Source organism: Chryseosolibacter histidinae (assembly GCF_018598225.1).
Classification (GTDB): domain Bacteria; phylum Bacteroidota; class Bacteroidia; order Cytophagales; family Cyclobacteriaceae; genus Chryseosolibacter; species Chryseosolibacter histidini.
The window spans coordinates 1-18,183 of the sequence record NZ_JAHESF010000044.1 but is presented as its reverse complement, the minus strand read 5'-3'; the positions used below and the strand labels follow the sequence as shown (position 1 = coordinate 18,183).

17 protein-coding genes are annotated in these 18,183 nt (G+C 50.3%); 8 read left to right on the top strand and 9 right to left on the bottom strand.

Translation table 11 applies throughout. The annotated features are described in order from the left end of the window. Positions 1-24 precede the first annotated feature (24 nt). On the top strand, positions 25-894 hold the full coding sequence (locus KK083_RS27220; protein ID WP_254169299.1) for a DMT family transporter: 870 nt from the start codon (positions 25-27) through the stop codon (positions 892-894). Positions 895-911: 17 nt separating this feature from the next. On the opposite strand, the gene KK083_RS27215 is transcribed toward KK083_RS27220, so the two are convergent. Further along, positions 912-1,901: an NAD(P)H-dependent flavin oxidoreductase gene (locus KK083_RS27215; protein ID WP_254169298.1), complete on the bottom strand. Its 990-nt coding sequence runs from the start codon at positions 1,899-1,901 to the stop codon at positions 912-914. Positions 1,902-1,992: 91 nt separating this feature from the next. On the opposite strand from KK083_RS27215, the gene KK083_RS27210 reads away from it, so the two are divergent. The 3 genes from KK083_RS27210 to KK083_RS27195 all read left to right on the top strand — a co-directional run bounded on the left by KK083_RS27210 (position 1,993) and on the right by KK083_RS27195 (position 6,216). Beyond that, a complete protein-coding gene (locus KK083_RS27210) occupies positions 1,993-2,862 on the top strand; it encodes a sulfurtransferase (RefSeq protein WP_254169297.1) in 870 nt (289 codons plus the stop codon). Positions 2,863-3,668: 806 nt separating this feature from the next. Beyond that, entirely contained in the window at positions 3,669-4,250 is a 582-nt protein-coding gene (locus KK083_RS27200) for a hypothetical protein (RefSeq protein WP_254169296.1), read from the top strand. A gap of 241 nt (positions 4,251-4,491) precedes the next feature. Then, positions 4,492-6,216: a PAS domain-containing protein gene (locus KK083_RS27195; protein WP_254169295.1), complete on the top strand. Its 1,725-nt coding sequence runs from the start codon at positions 4,492-4,494 to the stop codon at positions 6,214-6,216. 86 nt (positions 6,217-6,302) lie between these two features. Here the strand turns inward: KK083_RS27195 and KK083_RS27190 are convergent, their stop codons facing one another. The 3 genes from KK083_RS27190 to arfB all read right to left on the bottom strand — a co-directional run bounded on the left by KK083_RS27190 (position 6,303) and on the right by arfB (position 8,758). Then, on the bottom strand, positions 6,303-6,497 hold the full coding sequence (locus KK083_RS27190) for a YwbE family protein (protein WP_254169294.1): 195 nt from the start codon (positions 6,495-6,497) through the stop codon (positions 6,303-6,305). 207 nt (positions 6,498-6,704) lie between these two features. Then, entirely contained in the window at positions 6,705-8,042 is a 1,338-nt protein-coding gene (locus KK083_RS27185; RefSeq protein WP_254169293.1) for a Gfo/Idh/MocA family protein, read from the bottom strand. Positions 8,043-8,341: 299 nt separating this feature from the next. Further along, entirely contained in the window at positions 8,342-8,758 is a 417-nt protein-coding gene (gene arfB, locus KK083_RS27180) for an alternative ribosome rescue aminoacyl-tRNA hydrolase ArfB (protein ID WP_254169292.1), read from the bottom strand. Between the two features lie 300 nt (positions 8,759-9,058). Between arfB and KK083_RS27175 the strand changes: the two genes are divergently transcribed. Then, a complete protein-coding gene (locus KK083_RS27175; RefSeq protein ID WP_254169291.1) occupies positions 9,059-9,874 on the top strand; it encodes a hypothetical protein in 816 nt (271 codons plus the stop codon). 94 nt (positions 9,875-9,968) lie between these two features. On the opposite strand, the gene KK083_RS27170 is transcribed toward KK083_RS27175, so the two are convergent. Together KK083_RS27170 and KK083_RS27165 are read right to left on the bottom strand one after the other, a co-directional pair. Continuing rightward, complete coding sequence (locus KK083_RS27170) at positions 9,969-10,424, bottom strand: cold-shock protein (RefSeq protein ID WP_254169290.1); 456 nt, start codon at positions 10,422-10,424, stop codon at positions 9,969-9,971. 410 nt (positions 10,425-10,834) lie between these two features. Beyond that, positions 10,835-12,475 carry a beta-N-acetylhexosaminidase gene (locus KK083_RS27165; protein WP_254169289.1) on the bottom strand — a complete coding sequence of 547 codons (1,641 nt, stop codon included), beginning with the start codon at positions 12,473-12,475 and terminating at the stop codon, positions 10,835-10,837. Between the two features lie 372 nt (positions 12,476-12,847). Here KK083_RS27165 and KK083_RS27160 point away from each other — a divergent pair, with 372 nt between their 5' ends. Together KK083_RS27160 and KK083_RS27155 are read left to right on the top strand one after the other, a co-directional pair. Next, on the top strand, positions 12,848-14,134 hold the full coding sequence (locus KK083_RS27160; protein WP_254169288.1) for a Gfo/Idh/MocA family protein: 1,287 nt from the start codon (positions 12,848-12,850) through the stop codon (positions 14,132-14,134). A gap of 202 nt (positions 14,135-14,336) precedes the next feature. Continuing rightward, a complete protein-coding gene (locus tag KK083_RS27155; RefSeq protein ID WP_254169287.1) occupies positions 14,337-14,834 on the top strand; it encodes a YdeI/OmpD-associated family protein in 498 nt (165 codons plus the stop codon). Positions 14,835-14,952: 118 nt separating this feature from the next. Here the strand turns inward: KK083_RS27155 and KK083_RS27150 are convergent, their stop codons facing one another. The 3 genes from KK083_RS27150 to KK083_RS27140 all read right to left on the bottom strand — a co-directional run bounded on the left by KK083_RS27150 (position 14,953) and on the right by KK083_RS27140 (position 17,013). Next, positions 14,953-15,213, bottom strand: a complete 261-nt coding sequence (locus KK083_RS27150) for a hypothetical protein (protein WP_254169286.1) — start codon at positions 15,211-15,213, stop codon at positions 14,953-14,955. 147 nt (positions 15,214-15,360) lie between these two features. Next, positions 15,361-15,822, bottom strand: coding sequence for a YHS domain-containing (seleno)protein (locus KK083_RS27145; RefSeq protein WP_254169285.1), 462 nt, complete (start codon positions 15,820-15,822; stop codon positions 15,361-15,363). Positions 15,823-15,981: 159 nt separating this feature from the next. Continuing rightward, positions 15,982-17,013: a sensor histidine kinase gene (locus tag KK083_RS27140; protein ID WP_254169284.1), complete on the bottom strand. Its 1,032-nt coding sequence runs from the start codon at positions 17,011-17,013 to the stop codon at positions 15,982-15,984. Positions 17,014-17,278: 265 nt separating this feature from the next. Here KK083_RS27140 and KK083_RS27135 point away from each other — a divergent pair. Continuing rightward, on the top strand, positions 17,279-18,183 hold a 905-nt coding region (locus tag KK083_RS27135), incomplete at its 3' end, for a sugar phosphate isomerase/epimerase family protein (RefSeq protein ID WP_254169283.1).

Below are 18,183 nucleotides of genomic sequence, written 5' to 3'. Positions count from 1 at the left end.
CATCTTCGCGCGGGTTTTCCTTCCATGACGCATAAACCGGTTTCTCCGATCCTGACGGGTCTGCTCTTTGCCATTTCCTGGGCTTCGGCTTCCGTTGCCGGGAAGTTCGGCTTGTTCTCTGTTGAGCCCCTGGTGCTCTTCAATATCCGCTTCCTCGGTGCAGGAGGTATTTTGCTGGCGTACGTCTACCTCGTGGAACGAAGTCGCCTTCCGTCTGGCGCAGAGTGGAAACAACTTACGCTCTTCGGCGCTTTTAACACCACCCTTTATTTGGGCATCTTTGTTTTTGCGCTGCACTTCATCTCACCCGGCATCACTACGCTGGCCATCGCCTTGAATCCACTTTTCATCAGCATCTTCTCAGCGCTGTGGATGAAACGCAAAGTACTGGCGAGAGAGTGGCTCAGCATCGCGCTGGGCATCGGCGGGGTGATCGTGGCAAGTTATCCGCTCCTGAAAACCAGCCACGCCTCCCCTACCGGCATGATCCTGCTGGGGTTCAGCATGATCGCTTATTCGCTCGGGGCCGTTTATTATGCGTCAGTGAACTGGAAGCTCTCCCGCACCAGCATCAACGCATGGCAGGTGCTCATCGGCGGACTGCTGCTCATTCCTTTTACCGTGGTGATGCATGAGAAGGAAAACCATTTCGACCTCCGTTTCTGGCTCTCACTCGCCTGGCTCATCTTCCCTGTGTCCATTCTCGCTGTTCAGCTCTGGCTGCGATTGCTGAAGTCAGACGCAGTGAAGGCGTCGCTCTGGCTGTACCTTTGCCCGGTATTCGGTTTTTTATACGCGGCTATACTGCTCGGCGAACCGATCACACTCTACACACTGTTCGGCACAGCGCTGGTGATGACCGCGCTGTATATCGGGCAGCGGAAGAAAGTTTGAAGTTTGAAGTTTGAAGTTTAAAGTTTAAAGTTGGCGACTTGGGTGAGCTGCGCAGCTTTATATTCCGCGATCAGGGTTCCGATGATGTCTTCCATTTTTCGAATGCGCGTGACGTGCTCGATGGCGGGGCCGGCACACCAGACTGTTTTATAGGTGGCACCGAAGGCGGCTTTTTCAACAGCCTTCATACCGCGCAGGGCGATGAGCATCTTGGCATATTTTTTCAACGTCTTGTTATTGTTGAGGATCCACTCCAGCAGATTCGCTTTGGTACCCAGCTGCTGCACGTATGGCGTGTTGATGACCGTGAGCGGTGAGCCGGATAATTTGGTGGTGCGAACAATGTCTTTTTCACCGTAATCGATCATGGCCTGTTTGTATTCAGGCGAAACATCTGATTCTTCGCACGCAATGAAGATCGTGCCTACGGATGCTCCTGCCGCACCCCAGTCTATCACCTGTTTCAGGTCCTCACCTTTGGCAATACCACCGGCGGAAATAACGGGGATGCTGCAATTCTCCGTTAACAGTTTCACCAGCTCGTGCGGCGCAAGGTTACCGGCATGTCCTCCGGCCCTGTTGTTGACAGCGATCACAGCATCTGCTCCCAGCTCCTCAACTTTGCGCGCATACTGGAGGTCCACCACATCACAAAACACCTTGATACCCTTGGGCCGGCATTTTTCGATCGTTTCTTTCGGATTGCCCAGTGAAGTGATAATGTAATCGACACCGAGCTCCACCAACGTCTCAAGCTGACCTTTGTACTTCGGGTTCGAGCGATTCACGATGAGGTTTACACCGAAAGGTTTTGAAGAGAACTGTTTGATCTCGCGGATGGCCGCACGCAGCTCCTGGTCGGTTCTGTAATTCAGTGCCGGGAAAGCTGCGCTCACGCCACTGGCCAACGCTGCCTTCACCATTTTGGTATTGGAGATCAGGAACATCGGTGCAACGATCATGGGGTAATCGATGCCTAGAAGCTTATCAAGGGTGATGCGCGACATGATCAAAAATAAGCGTTATCACCCAATCAAAATAATCCGCGACCCAGTATTCAGGTAAAAATTATGTGTCGCAATCTTTTATCTTTACACTATGACCGAAACAAACACTCCCCTGATCCCGGCAAACGAATTGCAGGACGTGCTGAACAAGAAGAACGCCGTTATTATCGATGCACGCAGCGGGCCTGACGCCTACGCGCGCTACCAGGCAGGCCATGCAGCAGGTGCCATTCACGTGGATCTCGATCGCGACCTCTCTGAAAAACCGGAGAACGCCGCTGTGGGAGGCAGGCATCCGCTACCCGACGTAAAAAAATTCGCGGCATTGCTTGGCAGGCTCGGTATCACACCGTCGTCGCATGTGATCGTTTATGACGACAAGAACGGCGCCAACGCTGCCGCGCGATTCTGGTGGATGCTGAAGGCGGCAGGTCATGAACGCGTACAGGTGGTGGATGGCGGTCTCGATGGCATCATACGCCAGGGCATTCGGCTTGATAATGCTGTTCCGGTGCCCACAGCTTCATCGCCATATCCTTTTGATGCGTGGAAACGTCCCGTTGCCGACATTAATAAAGTAGCCGATGCTGCCGCCGACCCGAACTACCTGGTGATCGACGTACGCGAAGCATACCGTTACCTGGGCGAACGTGAGCCTATCGATCTCACCGCCGGCCACATTCCCGGCGCCGTGAACATTCCTTACATAGACAACCTTGATAAGGATGGTAATTTCCGATCATCTGCGGAGCTTGCTTCAAAGTACAAAGCTGCGATGGAAGAACGCAAGCCACAGCAGGTGATCGTACACTGCGGCTCAGGTGTTACAGCATGCCATACGCTGCTGGCCCTGGAACACGCGGGAATTAAAGGGGCACAACTGTATGTAGGATCATGGAGCGAGTGGTCGCGCACCGGTCGCCCTATCGCTACAGGATCAGGATCAGGATTAACAGGATGACCAGGATTAACAGGATTACAGGATTAACAGGATTATAAGATTAGCAGGATAAAAGACAAACGATACTTCTGATTTCCTGAATATGTTATCACGACCATCCTGTCAATTCTGCAAATCCAGTAAATCCTGTCTTCAGAGGATTAAGTACAGCAGAAAAAGCAACGCCAGCAGGATCGCAGCCCACTTCAATGCCTGGGGCTTATCTGTGAACTCGTAGCCACAAATCGGACAAGTCTTGCTCTCAGCATCTACCTCCATGGCACAGGAGGGACATTCCTTCTTATTGACCAAGATTAACGGGATTATAGGATTAACAGGATTGTAATATAAAAAAGACCTTCGGTCTGTCAGAAATTTATACTATCAATATAACTATCAATCCTGCAAATCCAGTAAAATCCCATAATCCTGGTCAATCCACATCAATCCCTGGTAATGATTTGATAAAAAGATGGTGCTTTTCTTCACCTTTTCATACTTCACCGCCACCAAAAACACCATAAGACCGGATACCTGAAGATCTCAAACACGTTTTCCAGCCTGAAATCGCGCTTGCAAAAAATGTTTTCCGGGTCAATCACAGAATAACATTTCATTTTTGTTTCAAAAAATCTGCGGCGACCTCATTTTTTCTGTAACCCTGTGATATCTGTTTGGTGAAACCCAGCCGGCAGAATAGAAAATCCTGAAAGTTCACTCGGGGCCGTTTCCTTACACAGATCGAACGGACGCCCGCTTTGCGCCGGGGCATCGAAACACACCCACCATCTTTGCGTTATCAAACACAGATCAAAAAAATAAAAAAAATGAATTCAAAAATTGCTTCCTCTATTTGTGCATGTTTGTTGTTCGCTGTTTCGGCACTGGCAGACTCTCCTGCTACTTTCACAATCATACCGGCCAACAACAGTGCTGTGTATAATGTATTCTATAAATCAACCGAAGCTGGCCGTGTAAGGATCACGATCAGCAACAACGCCAACCAGATCGTATTTACTGAAATACTGAACAACGTAGCGTCTTTCAAACGCCCTTACAACTTCATGGAGCTGGCGCAGGGAGAGTATACCATCACACTTGAAGACAAGCATGGCAAACAGGTTGAAAAAGTAAAATATTTCATGAACAAAGTGACCTCCTTTGTGCGCGTATCGCAAATCCCCGGAACGTCAGACAAATATTTGGTGAATGTTGCTACCAACGGTCAGGAAACGGTAAATGTGAAGATCTATAGCAACAAGCACGAATTGCTGCACGAAGAGCGTGTAAAGATTTCAGGTAATTACGGAGTGGTTTTTAATCTGAGCCAGGTGAAGGCATCACTGGCACCGGTTGTGATCTTTGAAGTGACGACAGGAAGTGGAAAAACTGAAACAGCAATGTTTTAGTACCGGAGAGAAAAGCTACCCCGCCGTCTGGGGTGGCTTTTTTTATTGCCTGGCCTCTGCAGCAATGCACAAAAAGGTCAGGCAATTTTCTTTTGAGAAAAAAGACACCGTGAACTACCAAAGTAAGGTTTTGGCCGGAAATTGACATTACATCAGACGTGCCACTTCTACATTTGACCTTGAATTTGTAACGTTTGCCGATTGAGGGGGCAGAAAAACACTAAAAGCTTTAATCCACCGCATGAGAAAATTTCCGTATACATTCATTAAAAAAAGAAAGCTCGAATCACTGGAGGCAGAGGCCCGGCAACAAAAAGATCACATTTCAACGGCCACAGAATTTATACGGGAAATAGAAAAGGGCAACCTGGATTTCCAGCTTCAGGCAATTGAAGAACAGAACGGGTCCAACGTGCTCACCACCTCGCTCATGAGCATGCGCGAGCAGATGAAAAAGATCGCGCAGGAGGAAAAGGAACGCAACTGGGTAACCGAAGGGCTCGCCAAATTTGTCGATATCCTGCGCTCCAACAATGATAAATCGAAGGAGCTGGCGGAGCAGATCATCAGCAACCTCATCAAATACATGAACGCCAACCAGGGCGCGCTCTACATCCTCAACGATGACAACGCTGAAGACGTGCACCTGGAAATGGCTGCGTGTTACGCCTACAGCCGGAAGAAACATCACGAGCACAGGGTCAACGAAGGAGAAGGCATCATCGGGCAGGTGTTGTTTGAAAAGGAAACGGTTTACATGACCACTATCCCGGAAAACTACATCCGCATCACTTCGGGTCTTGGCGACGCGCTGCCGAGGCACCTGCTGATCGTTCCACTCAAGATCGAAGACAAAGTGTTTGGCGTGGTGGAGCTGGCTTCGTTTCAGCCTATCAAACAATACCAGATCGAGTTTGTTGAACGGCTGGGTGAAAGCATCGCCTCCACCATCTCGAGTGTGAAGATCAATCAACGCACCAAGCAGTTGCTGGAAGAGACCCAGCAGCACGCAGAAGAAATGAAGTCGCAGGAAGAGGAGATGCGGCAGAACATGGAAGAGCTTCAGGCTACGCAGGAAGAAATGCAGCGTGTACTGAAACAGGTGCAGGGAAAGGAAACTTACCTGAACCAGATCCTCAACGCTTCGAAAGACATAGTGTATACCATCGACAGGAGCTACAAGCTGGTGAGCTGGAACGCGCCCTTTGGCAAAACACTCGAGTATTTCGGCATGAAGGCGGAGAAAGGATTAAGCACCATCGACTGGTACCAGGGTGAAGAGCGACAGAAACAGATCGATGTGTACGACCGGGTGCTTCGCGGCGAATCTTTCGAGGATGTTACCAGCACCGTTAACAACGGCATGGTGCTCCACTACCAGTACAACTACACACCGCTCAGGAACGACAAAGGTGATGTGTTCGAGGCGGTGGTGTTCAGCAGAGATATTACCGAGACCGTAACAGCGCAGGAAAAAAAGGAAAAGATCCTGAAAGATGCGCAGCAGCAAGCCGAACAGCTGAAAGCACAGGAAGAAGAGCTGCGCCAGAATATGGAGGAGCTCTCCACGACGCAGGAAGAAATGCAGCGCATCCTCAACGAGATGCAGGTCAAGGAACGCATGCAGGACGAGCTGATCAACCTTTCGGCCGATTCGATCTTCACGGTTGACCGCAACTACAGAGTGCTCAACTATAACAGAACCTACGAAGAGTCAGTGAAGGCCACAGGCGTGGAAGTGAAAAAGGGTATGGACGCGCTGGTGTTCTACACCACAGACGAGGAAAAGAAGCATAACAAAGCTTTATACGATCGTGCTTTGGCAGGAGAAACCTTCGAGGTCGCACAGCACTATTCCAACAGTGGCATGGAGCTCGATTACAGCCTCAAATACTCGCCGCTCTACGGACCTGACGGGAAAGTGATCGCCGTTGGCGTTTCTGCAAGAGACGTAACGAAACGCTAAGAAATGATATTCATGGTGTGCCTTGATTGAAGCATCGGTGCAAGGCGGGACCCGGAGGCAAACTCCGGGGGCACACCTTTTTTTACTCACCCCAGGATCTCCTGGACCCTTCCGATCTGACCGTCTTCCAGGCGTACTTTGATACCACGGTGATGATTCGGTGCACTGGTGAGAATATCTTTCACAACACCTTCCGTAAGTGCGCCCGTACGCTGATCTTTTTTCAACACGATCTTCACCCTGATGCCCTTCTTAATATTTGCTCTGACTGTTCCGTTCATAAATGCAATTTCCCGCAGATTACGCTGATTTTTGCAGAGTCTTCAAAAAATCTGCGCTAATCTGAGGCTTGAACTTAAAAACTTTTCTTGAATCGAAGCCAGGTACTGCTCTATCCACACGACTCCAACTGGCAACTGGCAACCAAACCGCTCAACTTTGAAACTCCAGACTTTCAACTTCAAACTTGCAACTTCAAACTTTAAACCTCAAACCGACGGTAGCTCCCATCCGTTGTGATACTGGGATTTGATCAGCTTATTTGCTTCTTTATTGCTGCCGAAATTTCCAGCCTTCGCGTTCCAGAAAACCTTGCTGCCCGTTTTGTATGCGATGTTGCCCATCTGCGCATTGATGGCGGCAACACTACCCGAGCGGATAGGTGTGTTCAGCAGCGACTGATCATTCTTTTTCACAGCCTCGATGAAGTTCTGCGTGTGCAGGTCTAGGTAGTTCAGGTCATCGGGTTTGCGGTAGGCTTCTATGGGCTGCATTTTGGGATCTCCCCAGCCTGAATATCCTTTGGCCACACGCTCTACGATCACTTCATATCCGCCCCTGTCAACCACCAGGGTTCCGTTGTTGCCGATGAAGGCAATGCCCTCGCGGCGGTTATAGGGACCGTTGTCGATGCCCGTGGCGTGCTCCCACAGCATGCTGAAGTTCTCGTATTGAAATATTGCCTGCAGCGTGTCAGGCGTTTCGGAGGCATCGTCAGGGTAGGCCAGCTTTCCTCCGGCAGCCATCACGGAGACGGGTGCCGAGGCCTGCATCGCATACAAGGCAATATCGATCTCATGCACGCCCCAATCTGTCATCAGTCCGCCGGCATAATCCCAAAACCACCGGAAATTAAAATGAAACCGGTTGGCGTTAAAGTTTCGCTTGGGAGCAGGTCCCAGCCACATATCATAATTTACACCTTCGGGCACGGGAGAATCCTGAAGCACCGGCACAGGGTTCATCCATCCCTGATACGCCCACACCTTCACCAGCCTGATCTTGCCAAGCACTCCTGACCGCACGATCTCGATCGCCTTCCTGTAATGCGGTCCGCTGCGCTGCCACTGGCCCGCCTGCACAACCTTGCCCGTTTTTTCCTGGGCCGCCACCATGATGTTGCACTCCTCGATGCTGTTGGCTATCGGCTTCTCCACGTAAACATGTTTGCCCGCCTTCACGGCATCTACCATGATCTTACAATGCCAGTGGTCCGGTGTGCCGATCACTACCGCATCGATGTCCTTATCGTTCAGCAGCTCACGGTAATCTGTATAGGTCTTGGGCACGTTGGTCCGAAGCTTGGCGTAATCCGCAAGGCGTTTCCGGATCACGTTGTTATCAACATCACAGATGCCGATCAGGTCTACATCCTGCATTTTCAGCAGCGAGTTGGTGTTAGACCATCCCATGCCGTTGCAGCCGATCACGCCGATATTGATCTTGTCGGCCTGCGATACTTTGGCCGCTGAAAAAGCACGTTCACCAAGTAAGATACTTCCTGCCAGCGCGGCGCCAGTACCTTTGATAAAATTTCTTCTCCTCATAAAACCAGGATTCTTTTGATTTACAGGATTGGTTTAAGATCCCGAAGCAAGTCTATGAAGAACGTAAAAATTTAGAAGAAGCGCAAGGTGGTTGCCAGTTACCGGTTGCCAGTTGCCGGTTTCGTGAGCGGCACGCCTTTACGTTCTGTGTTTCAAGGGGAGATGTGAGACATGAGATTTGAGACGCGCCCATGAATCGAAGCTTGACCTCCTCATTTTACACAGGCCGAAACCGGCAACCGGTAACTGGCAACCGGCAACTTTAAACTTCAAACTTTAAACCTTAAACTTTAAACTTTTTACTCCGGTCTCTGCCTCCACTTCTTCTTCTCGCCCTGCTGTTTCTTTTTTCTGATGCGGTCCTGGGTGGCGGATTTGGAGGGCTTGGTAGCCTTGCGGGCTTTCTTTTTTTCGAAGGCTTTGGCGAGCGCTGCTTCCAGCTTTGCGATCACGGCTTCCTTGTTCTGAAGCTGCGAGCGGCTGTCCTGGCTCGAGATCACGAGCACGCCTTCGGTGGTGATCTTGGAATGCAGCTTTTTCAGGATCACTTCACGCTCTTCCGGCGTTAAGACCAGCGACTTCATCACATCGAACTTGACGGTCACTTTCGTCTCCACTTTGTTAACATTCTGTCCGCCCGGGCCGCTGCTGCGCGAAGTTGTAAAGACGAGCTCGTTGCCGAGAAGGGATGCTGTTATGGATCGCTGCGTGGCCATCTGTGATGCTTGAATGCACCAAGATCAACATTCAGCATGATGAATCCAAAACTCACCCTCGGTCCCTCTCTTTTTGAAGAGAGGGATGACTGCGTCTAACTAATGAACAACTCATACAATCGATCAGCAACATTTGCCTGGCTAAATAGCCAGTTGCAGATCAAAATACCATTATATGGGTATTTCATCCCGCATCCAATGGCGATAGTTTTGATCATCCGTTCAACCTGCGCCACCGTAAAATGATCCGATAACGGAATGTCTATATAACGTTTGGTCAAAGCTTTAATCCCCAATCACATGAAATATCTATTCGCATTATTCACGTTTGCCGTGATGCTTTCTTTCTCTTCGTGTATCACAGAAGAGCCTGAAGAACCCACGCCCAACAACACAGGAACAGGTACAGGAACTGGCACCGGTACAGGCACTGGCTCCGGAACGGGTACGGGTACCGGCACAGGAACAGGCTCAGGAAGCACATCAGGTTCACCCAGCCAGACTGTAACCGGAAATTACTGGAGCCGGAACGACGGTGTGAGAACCGCCTATCTTTATCTCTCCGGCAGCACGGCAAAGGCATGTGCCGATGGCAAGGAGACCATTGGTACATTCAAGTCGTCTTATCCGCAGTCGATGACCTTTGTGGTGAGCGGTAACAGCATCACCTTTCCCCTGCAGTTCGAAAAAGACGGCGCCAACCTGCTCGTAGGTGTGCCCCAGCAGGCGATCAATACAAATACCGCCACCTGGTATAAAAAAGGCAGCACTTATACCTGTAATTCATCAACCGGTGGAGGCGGCACAACAACGCCGGCAGCAAAAGGCAATGCTGTATTTTACACCAACCTGAAAAAGACCGGTTATGCAATCAACGTGTATGTGAAGGTAGGCAGCTTCGAACAATCGGCATTCATAACACAGCAGCATGCATCGTCGCCAGGATGTGCTTCTTCAAGCACAGGTGCTGCGCAATTCGGCGGACTGGAACCGAAGTCGTACAGCTGGAGGGCTACCGGATACAAGTGGCACGCCAGCGGCACGCCCACACCTACTACCTGGGGTGGTACCGTTACTATCACTAGCAATGGCTGTACAGCGATCGAGTTGAAATAAGACCCGGCTTTCATAACACCCATAAAAGCGAAAGGCTATCTTCATCAGATAGCCTTTTATTTTTTTGATTCCGTAGCGATGTACGTGCAGGAAGTTATCCTCCTACTTTAACCCTTACGGCGTTAGGACCTTTTGGCCCCATCTCAACTTCAAAAGATACTTTGTCTCCCTCCTTGATCGGTCCGCCTACGGCATTCACGTGAACGAAAATACTTTCCTGTGTATCCTGGTCCTTGATAAACCCATAGCCTTTTGAGTCGTTGAAGAAGGTGACCCTTCCTTTTCTGACATGATCCGCCTTTGCGCCATGCTCCTGGCGGGGAACACCGATGACAATGTCTTCTTCACGGATAACCTTCTTTTTGGTAGGATCCGGAGGTGTGGAGGTAATGTTACCGTTCTCATCAACGTAGGCCATCATGTCCTCGAGGCTGGCACCTGATTTTGCGTTGGCCCGTCTTTCTTCCCTTCTCTGCTCTTTTTCCTTCCGCTTCTTCTCTTTGTTCTTTTCAACCTCCTGCTTATTGAAGGTATCTCTTGATTTCGCCATAAAATACTTTCCTTAAATGCTTCTTTTTGGGTTATGTGTATGTATATATTTAAAAGCCTCCCGGCTAAAAGTTACAGGAAAGGCCAATCACTCAACGTAATTAGTTTGTACCTATAAAGTTAACATTCTTTTATTTTCATAGCAGGCATTTTCGACGGAAATCATTCTATACCCCCCTGAGCGGCTGTAAAAGACGGGTTTTCAGGCTCCAAAGGGGCTTTTTAGACCCTTTCGGTCCATCATTCGATGCTCCAAAGCCTGGGGTTCAGGCGAGATCCGGGGGTTCTCAGGTATTACAAGGGGCTTAAGGCATGAATGGGAAACGTCACTTCCGACCTGCTCCAGCGCAGCCCGTAGTGACGTCTCGTGTGCCTATTCTAAAAGATCGTACAGTAACAGCGCGTGCCGATCTACTCAACCCATTGGATCAGCGGTGAAGGATAGTAATCGATCTCCATTTCCTTCCAACGCCTGGCCTGCCTGCCGACACGGGCCTTGTATTCAGTCCAGCTGCGGCTGCGCGAGGCAGACCATCCGATCTCGGCAACACCCGGAAGCCTGGGGAATACCATGTACTCGAGATCGTTCATATTGGCAATGGTCTCCGTCCACAACGGTGCCTCTACCCCTACGATCTGTTCTTTCGAAATGCCTTCAACATACGTGGCAGGATCCCAGATGTAAGAAGAGTCGGCTTCGATATAAGCGGCCCAATGCAAACCGAGCTTGGTGGTGGAATCGTACTGCATATCGAGGTAAACTTTCTTGGCGGGAGAAAAGAGCAGCTTCGCACCTTTTTCGGCAGCCATCCTGGCGTACTTCTGCGAGTTCCAGTATTGCACCACAACAGCAGAATCGATATCTCCTTGCGCGATCTCTTCCCACCCGATCATCTTCTTGCCATGGGCGCGCACCATCTCCCTGAACCGGTTGATGAACACGATGTAATCTTCTTTCTTGGTGACAGCAGCTTCATCGCCACCAATGTGCAGGTAAGGGCCGGGTGTGATGGCCGCCAGCTCCCGCAGCACGTCATCCACAAATTTGAAAGTGATCTCTTTCTTGGCGCTCAGCGTGCTAAAGCCTACCTGAATGCCTGTGTAAAGCTGACCAGGCACCGGCTTGGCATTCAGCTCTTGTGACTCCGCCTGCGCGGGATTGACGGGTCCTCCGGCCTCGCGTTTGATAGGCAAGCCCGGGTTCAGCTCTGCATAAGAAGCCAGGGCGGCGTTGATGTGACCCGGCATATCGATCTCAGGGATCACCGTCATATAACGGCTTTGTGCGTAAGCAACGATGTCTGAATACTGTGCCTGTGTGTAATAACCTCCTTCACCTCCACCTACTTCTGTGCTTCCGCCCACCTTCGTGAGGTTGGGCCATGACTTGATCTCGATGCGCCATCCCTGATCGTCGCTCAGGTGCAGGTGAAGCACATTCATCTTATAATAGCTCGCCAGGTCGATGTATCGTTTCACATCCTCAACGCTGAAAAAATGCCTTGCTACGTCCAGCATCGTTCCACGCCACGCATATTCCGGATAATCACGAATGGTGCCGCCGGCGATCTCCCACGGCCCCTGTTGCTTTTCACGCTTTTCGATCTTTTCAGGCAGCAGCTGCCGCAAGGTCTGGATGCCATTGAACAATCCTGCAGGCTGGTTGGCTACGATCTTAACCTCGTCCTCACCCACCGTGAGCTCATATCCTTCCGCGCCCAGTTGTGCATCGCTGCCGGAGATCGAAAGGCGGATCGCTGCCGCTGTGTTTTCGCCGCCCACAGGAAGCTCGAAGCCCGTAGCGGGTCTGAGAAGCGCCGCGAGATATTCACCGGCGGCCCTTACTTCCTGCGAAGAGTCTGCAATGATCACAGTTTCATCTGTGATAAAAAATGCGCTGCCCGATGTTGTTGCTGAAACAGGCATGGGTATAACATTTTCAAAGGCCGCTTTGGCTTCAGGTGAAGCAGACTTTGAACCACAGGATGTGAGGCCGGCCAATGCCGACACGAGCATAAGAGAATAAAAAGTTCTGGTGATGTTCTGTTGCATGATTACAGTAAAGGTTGAATACCCAATATTAACAGGATTAAACCAGGATTAAAAGATTTACAGGATTGACAGGATTAAACCAGGATTAAACCAGGATTAAAAGATTAACAGGATTAAAGGATTAACAGGATTAACAGGATTAGTGAGACTATCAGCATAGAATACACACACATTACACACACCTTAAATAGTAATCGGTGATCAGTGATCAGTGATCGGTAGTCAGTAATTCATGGACAGTGCAGACGACTTAAACCGGTTACCAAATACCGGTTACCGATTACCGGATACCGGTCACCGACCACCATTTTACAGACGGTGGGATCAAAACATTTTATTAGTTTAGGGTACGATCAATCCTTACACTTCAATATGAGCTCACACATCTCCAGACGCGATTTTATCAGGCTCGGCACTATCGGCGCCGTGGGCCTGTCTGTTCTGCCATCCATGATACTGAAGGCTGCACCCAGTGACACGTTGCGGGTAGCGCACATCGGACTGGGCGGCATGGGCAACCAGCACATGAAATGGTTTGCCGGATTGCCCGATGTGGAGATCGTGGCGCTCTGCGATGTGGACCAGGACCACCTGAACAAAACACTGCAGACCTTAAGAACATTGAAGCCCGACAGCCAGGCCAAAGGTTATGAAGACTTCAGGCATGTGCTCGACCGCCAGGACATCGACGCCGTGACCATTGCAACGCCTGACCACTGGCACGCACAGATCGCCATGCTGGCATTCCAGGCGGGCAAAGACGTGTATGGCGAGAAACCTTTGTCATACGACGTGAAGGAAGGACAGAAAATGCTGAAACAGCTCGGCAAACATAACAGGATCTTCCAGCTGGGAACACAGATCCACGCCGGAGACAACTATCACCGCGTTGTGGAGATCATCCAGTCGGGCGCCATCGGCAAAGTACACACCGTGCGGTTATGGAAGAACGGTTTCTCTCCAGGCCTCGGATTTCCCAAAGCGCAAACTCCGCCTTCCACGCTGAACTGGGATATGTGGCTCGGTCCTGCCCCCTACTCGGACTACTTCCCCGAAAAATGTCACCTGAATTACCGGTACTTTCTCGACTACTCCGGCGGCGTGTTTGCCGACTTCTGGTGCCATATCGCAGACGTTGTGTGGTGGGCGGTTCAGCCGAAAGGTTTAAGAAGTGTGGTAGCCCGTGGCGAAAAAACCGATGGTGTTGCCAGTGCGCCGAAATGGGTGGATGCCGACTTTGAATTTGAAAACCTGAAATTATACTGGACCACCCTTCCTCCCAACGTGCCTGGCGCAGCCGAGCGCAACATCGGCGCATACTTTGAAGGCGACAAAGGAACACTCATCTGCGATTACCAGACACGCGCCATCACCATCAACGGAGAAACCGTTCAGGATATTTCTTCCGTGCCTCAGACACTGGAACGCTCTCCGGGCCATCAGCAGAATTTTGTGAACGCTGTGAAATCGCGCAGGCAGCCTGAATCGAACCTGGCCTACGTGCGCGACATGACCTTGCCCATGCACCTTGCCTTGATCTCATGGCGGCTCGGTGGACGCAAGCTGGAATGGAATACCAAAAAGGAAAAATTCAGGGGTGATAGGGAGGCGAATGAATTTTTAGGAAGGGAGTATCGAAAAAAATGGGATTTACTTTAAGTCCATGTCGATAGTCCATGGACCATGGCCGGGCAGTGTTGACTTTTGAAAGTATTCTTCGAACAAATTTGAATTGATACACAACACGCGACAGTTCACCCTCTTGCTATGGACTATCGACTATGGACCATGGACTACCACAGCGCTGACATTGCATCAGTTTCACCTTGCGCTGTTGTGAAACACATCTTACTTTCGCCAAATGATCAAGTTTTCTGCGAAGATCCACCGGTTTAATGCACCCGGAGGATGGAGCTACATCGAGTTCAGCAAACGTCACGCGGAACAGCTGAATCCCGGCTGCCGGAAATCATTCCGCATCAAAGGAATGCTCGACCGGCACAAGATCCAGAAAACTGCTCTTCTACCAACCGGCGAAGGAAAGTTCATGCTGCCCTTCAATGCCTCCATGCGAAAGGGCACCGGAAAAGCTGCAGGCGATACCGTTCAGGTGCAGGCCGAGCTCGATGAGCGCACCCTGAAACTTTCTGCCGACCTCATCAGCTGCCTGAAAGATGAACCCGGCGCTTATGATTTTTTCAAGACACTGCCCAAGTCGCATCAACATTATTTCAGTGGCTGGATCGAAAGCGCAAAGACGGCACAGACTAAATCGAAGCGACTGACCACGGTGATAATTGCTATGGCGGAGAAGAAGGGATGGAGGGAGGTGATGGAGATGTATAGAAGTAAGGAGTAAGGAGTAAGTAGTAAGTACGAGGGACGAGGTACGATTTGTGCTGGCGCACTTGCTACGATCGGGGCGCTACGTACCTCGTACCTCGTACTTCGTACCTAATTCTCGTACTTCGTATCTATTAGTGAATGAGTTTGTAATCGCCGGTATGAAGCGGTTTGTCGGTGTTTACGGGACGGCATTGAAAGGTCCAGCGTTTGGAAGTGAGATCGTCGCCGGTGGTGCGTTTCACATCGTGAAGGGTTCCCGTCACTTCCCAGGTCTGGCTATCTTCGTCCATGAGGATCATACCGATGGCTGGCTCAAACGACTTATCCAGGGTCAGCTCCGCCATATCTCCCAGCGGTGTTGAATCTGTTTCTGTGATGGTTACGTGGATCATGACCGAAGTTACAAGTTTAAAATTTAAAGTTTAAAGTTAGTCCGGTGTAAATTACCTGACCGGGTGCTGATCGATGGCTATCCAAAACCATACCCGACACCAGACTCCAACTTCAAACTTCAAACTTTAAACTTTAAAACTTTAAACTCAATGCATGTACCGCTGCCAGTTCTTATCCGCGGCGGCTTTGAATTTTTTCTCGTCCTGGTTCCACTTGATCAGCCTGTTGTCGGCGCCGAAATTATAGAAGAGGTAGAGTCTGCCGTCGGAGATCTTGTAAGCAGTGGGAAGCACTTTTACCCTTTCGCCATTGAGCGCAATGGTATAGGCACACCATCCGCCATAAGCAGGCTCGTATTTGCCGGGAGCTTTTTTAAACTCCTCGAGATTGGCCTCGTTGGCAAAATAATAAATGATACCCTTGTAATCGTGAGAGAATTTGGAAGTGCCCTTGGCAGGTTTGCCCTGAAAATAGCTCACGGGATCGAACTCGCGCATGGCCACAAAATTGTCGTTGTTGAAATTTCTGCGCCTGGCTGCATTCTCGGGCTGCGCCATGGATACAAGACACAGGAAACTTGCTATGAGAACAAAACAGTATTTCATCATGGGTGTATTATTTTCAGATTGATCTGTACGCTGCAAAATTTGAATTTCCCGGTTAAAAACAGTGGGCAATAACGGTCAACCTCCGAAATGGCCGGTTATCAGTCATGATGATCTTTGAATGTGTAACAGCAAAGCAATGGATCAATGCTGCGCGGGCTGCTAAGCTTGGGGAGATGCGCCCGATGTGGCATTCATCGCAGTATGCGGAAGCTTAACGATAAACTCCGAGCCTTCATTTTTTCTGGAAACAACTTCAATGTTGCCGCCCATTTTTTCCGTGGCTTCTTTTGCGATGTACAGGCCAAGTCCCGAGCCGATGGAATCATCCGTAACCCGAAAGAACATGGCGAAGATCTTTTCCAGGTACTCGGATTCTATTCCAACGCCGTTGTCCTTAACAGACACATAGAAGAACTGCCTTTCGCTCCAGAGCTTAACCCTGATGAACGGATCTTTCTTTGACAGGTCGGCATACTGCAGCGCATTCGACAGGAGGTTGCCAACGATCATCTTGAAACGTGTGGTGTCGATATAGGCTTCCAGCTTCTGCGGTCCTTCGATGTGCACTTTCACCGGTGCTTCCTTGCTCACAAGACTGTTCACCAGCTGCTCCACAATGTCACGCACATCGGCCATGGCCTGGCTGACTTCCGTTCTGGAATTTTTGGAGAGGTCAAGAATATCGCGGATCAGGTCTTCAAGATTGGAAATTCGTTCCTTCATCAGCCCGTGGCAATGTGCGATCTCCTCGCGCGATTCAGACAGCTCCGCCACACGCACCAGGCCCTTCAGCGCATTCACGGGAGCTTTCAGATCGTGTGATGTACGGTACGCAAACTGATCGAGCTCAAGGTTGATCTTTTGCAGCTCTGCGTTTTTGCTGGCCAGCAGCTCGTTCGATTCGGAGATCCTGGTGATATGACTTTTGGCGCTGTGTACGATGGAATAAACAAAACATGCGCCGAGCAGGAAAACAAGGCCGGTCACGAGCAGGATGGGTTCCTGATATCCGGCCAGGATGAGTATGATCACCATCACGTAGCCGATGAGGAACACGATCATAAATCTCATCAGCCATTTCCAGCGCATGGTGTTGATGCCCGCGACAAGCATCTTACGCAGCTTTGATGTTTTCAAAACTGATAGCAACATGATCAGGGCGCCGACCCCGATACAGGTTATGGTAAGCATGTCAGCGGTTCTCAAATGAATGCTGTGAAATAAAGCCACGGCAAAGTTCCTATTTTTTTAAAAAGAAACAATCGGTTCATGATATTGTAAAAGGCTGAAATGTCGCATTTAATGCGCTCAACGGCCCCCGCGTCACTAATCATAAACTTAGAAGAAAAAAGGGTGAACACCTCCGCAGGATTTCATACCTTGGTGAGTTAAGGCTTCGGGTGCTGCTTCCCGGCGGCTTTCTGAACCATTCCATTTCCATCATATAAGGAAATTTATGAACAGGCGACAGGCAATACAAACCACATCCGCAACCGCAGGCCTGGTCTTTTTCGGGTCTCAAGGTTCTGCGAAAGAAAAAAAGAAAACTGACAACAAGTTCAAATTTTCACTGAACACCGCCACCATCATGGGGCAAAAGCTGGGCGTTGAAAAATACATCGACATCGCTGCGCGCGCCGGCTACGACTGCATCGAGCTCTGGGTTCCCGACCTGAAAGCCTACCTTAATAACGGAGGGTCGCTCACGGCCCTGAAAAAACTGCTGCGCGACTCCAAACTTCCCATGGTGAACGCCATCGGCTTCGCACCGTGGATGATCGACGACGATGAACAACGCAAGGCAGGCTTCAAACAAATGCGCGAAGAAATGGAGATGATGGCTGCGTTGGACTGCCCACGCATTGCAGCACCTTCTGCCGGCGTAAGCGCCACCACACAACTCGATATGTTCAAGGTAGGTGAACGTTTCAAGGACCTCATTGCCCTGGGCCGCGAAACCGGCGTGACACCGCAGCTCGAGTTCTGGGGTGCATCGCGGTTCTTCCATATCGGCCAGGCACTAATGGCTGCTGCGGTGGCCAACGACCCGGGTGCACGCATCCTGGCAGATGTTTATCACCTCTTCCGTGGCAACTCCGGATTTGACGGACTAAAAATGATCGACGGTGGCATGATCGAGATCTTCCACATGAACGATTATCCCAACACCATTCCCCGCGAAAAACAGGAAGACAAAGACCGCATCTATCCCGGTGACGGCGCCGCCCCGATGAAGCAGATCATCGCCGATCTCAAAAACATGCGTGGACCCAAGATCCTTTCTCTCGAGCTTTTCAACCGCGAATACTGGAACCAGGACCCGTTGCAGGTGGCGAAGACGGGGTTGGAGAAGATGAGGAA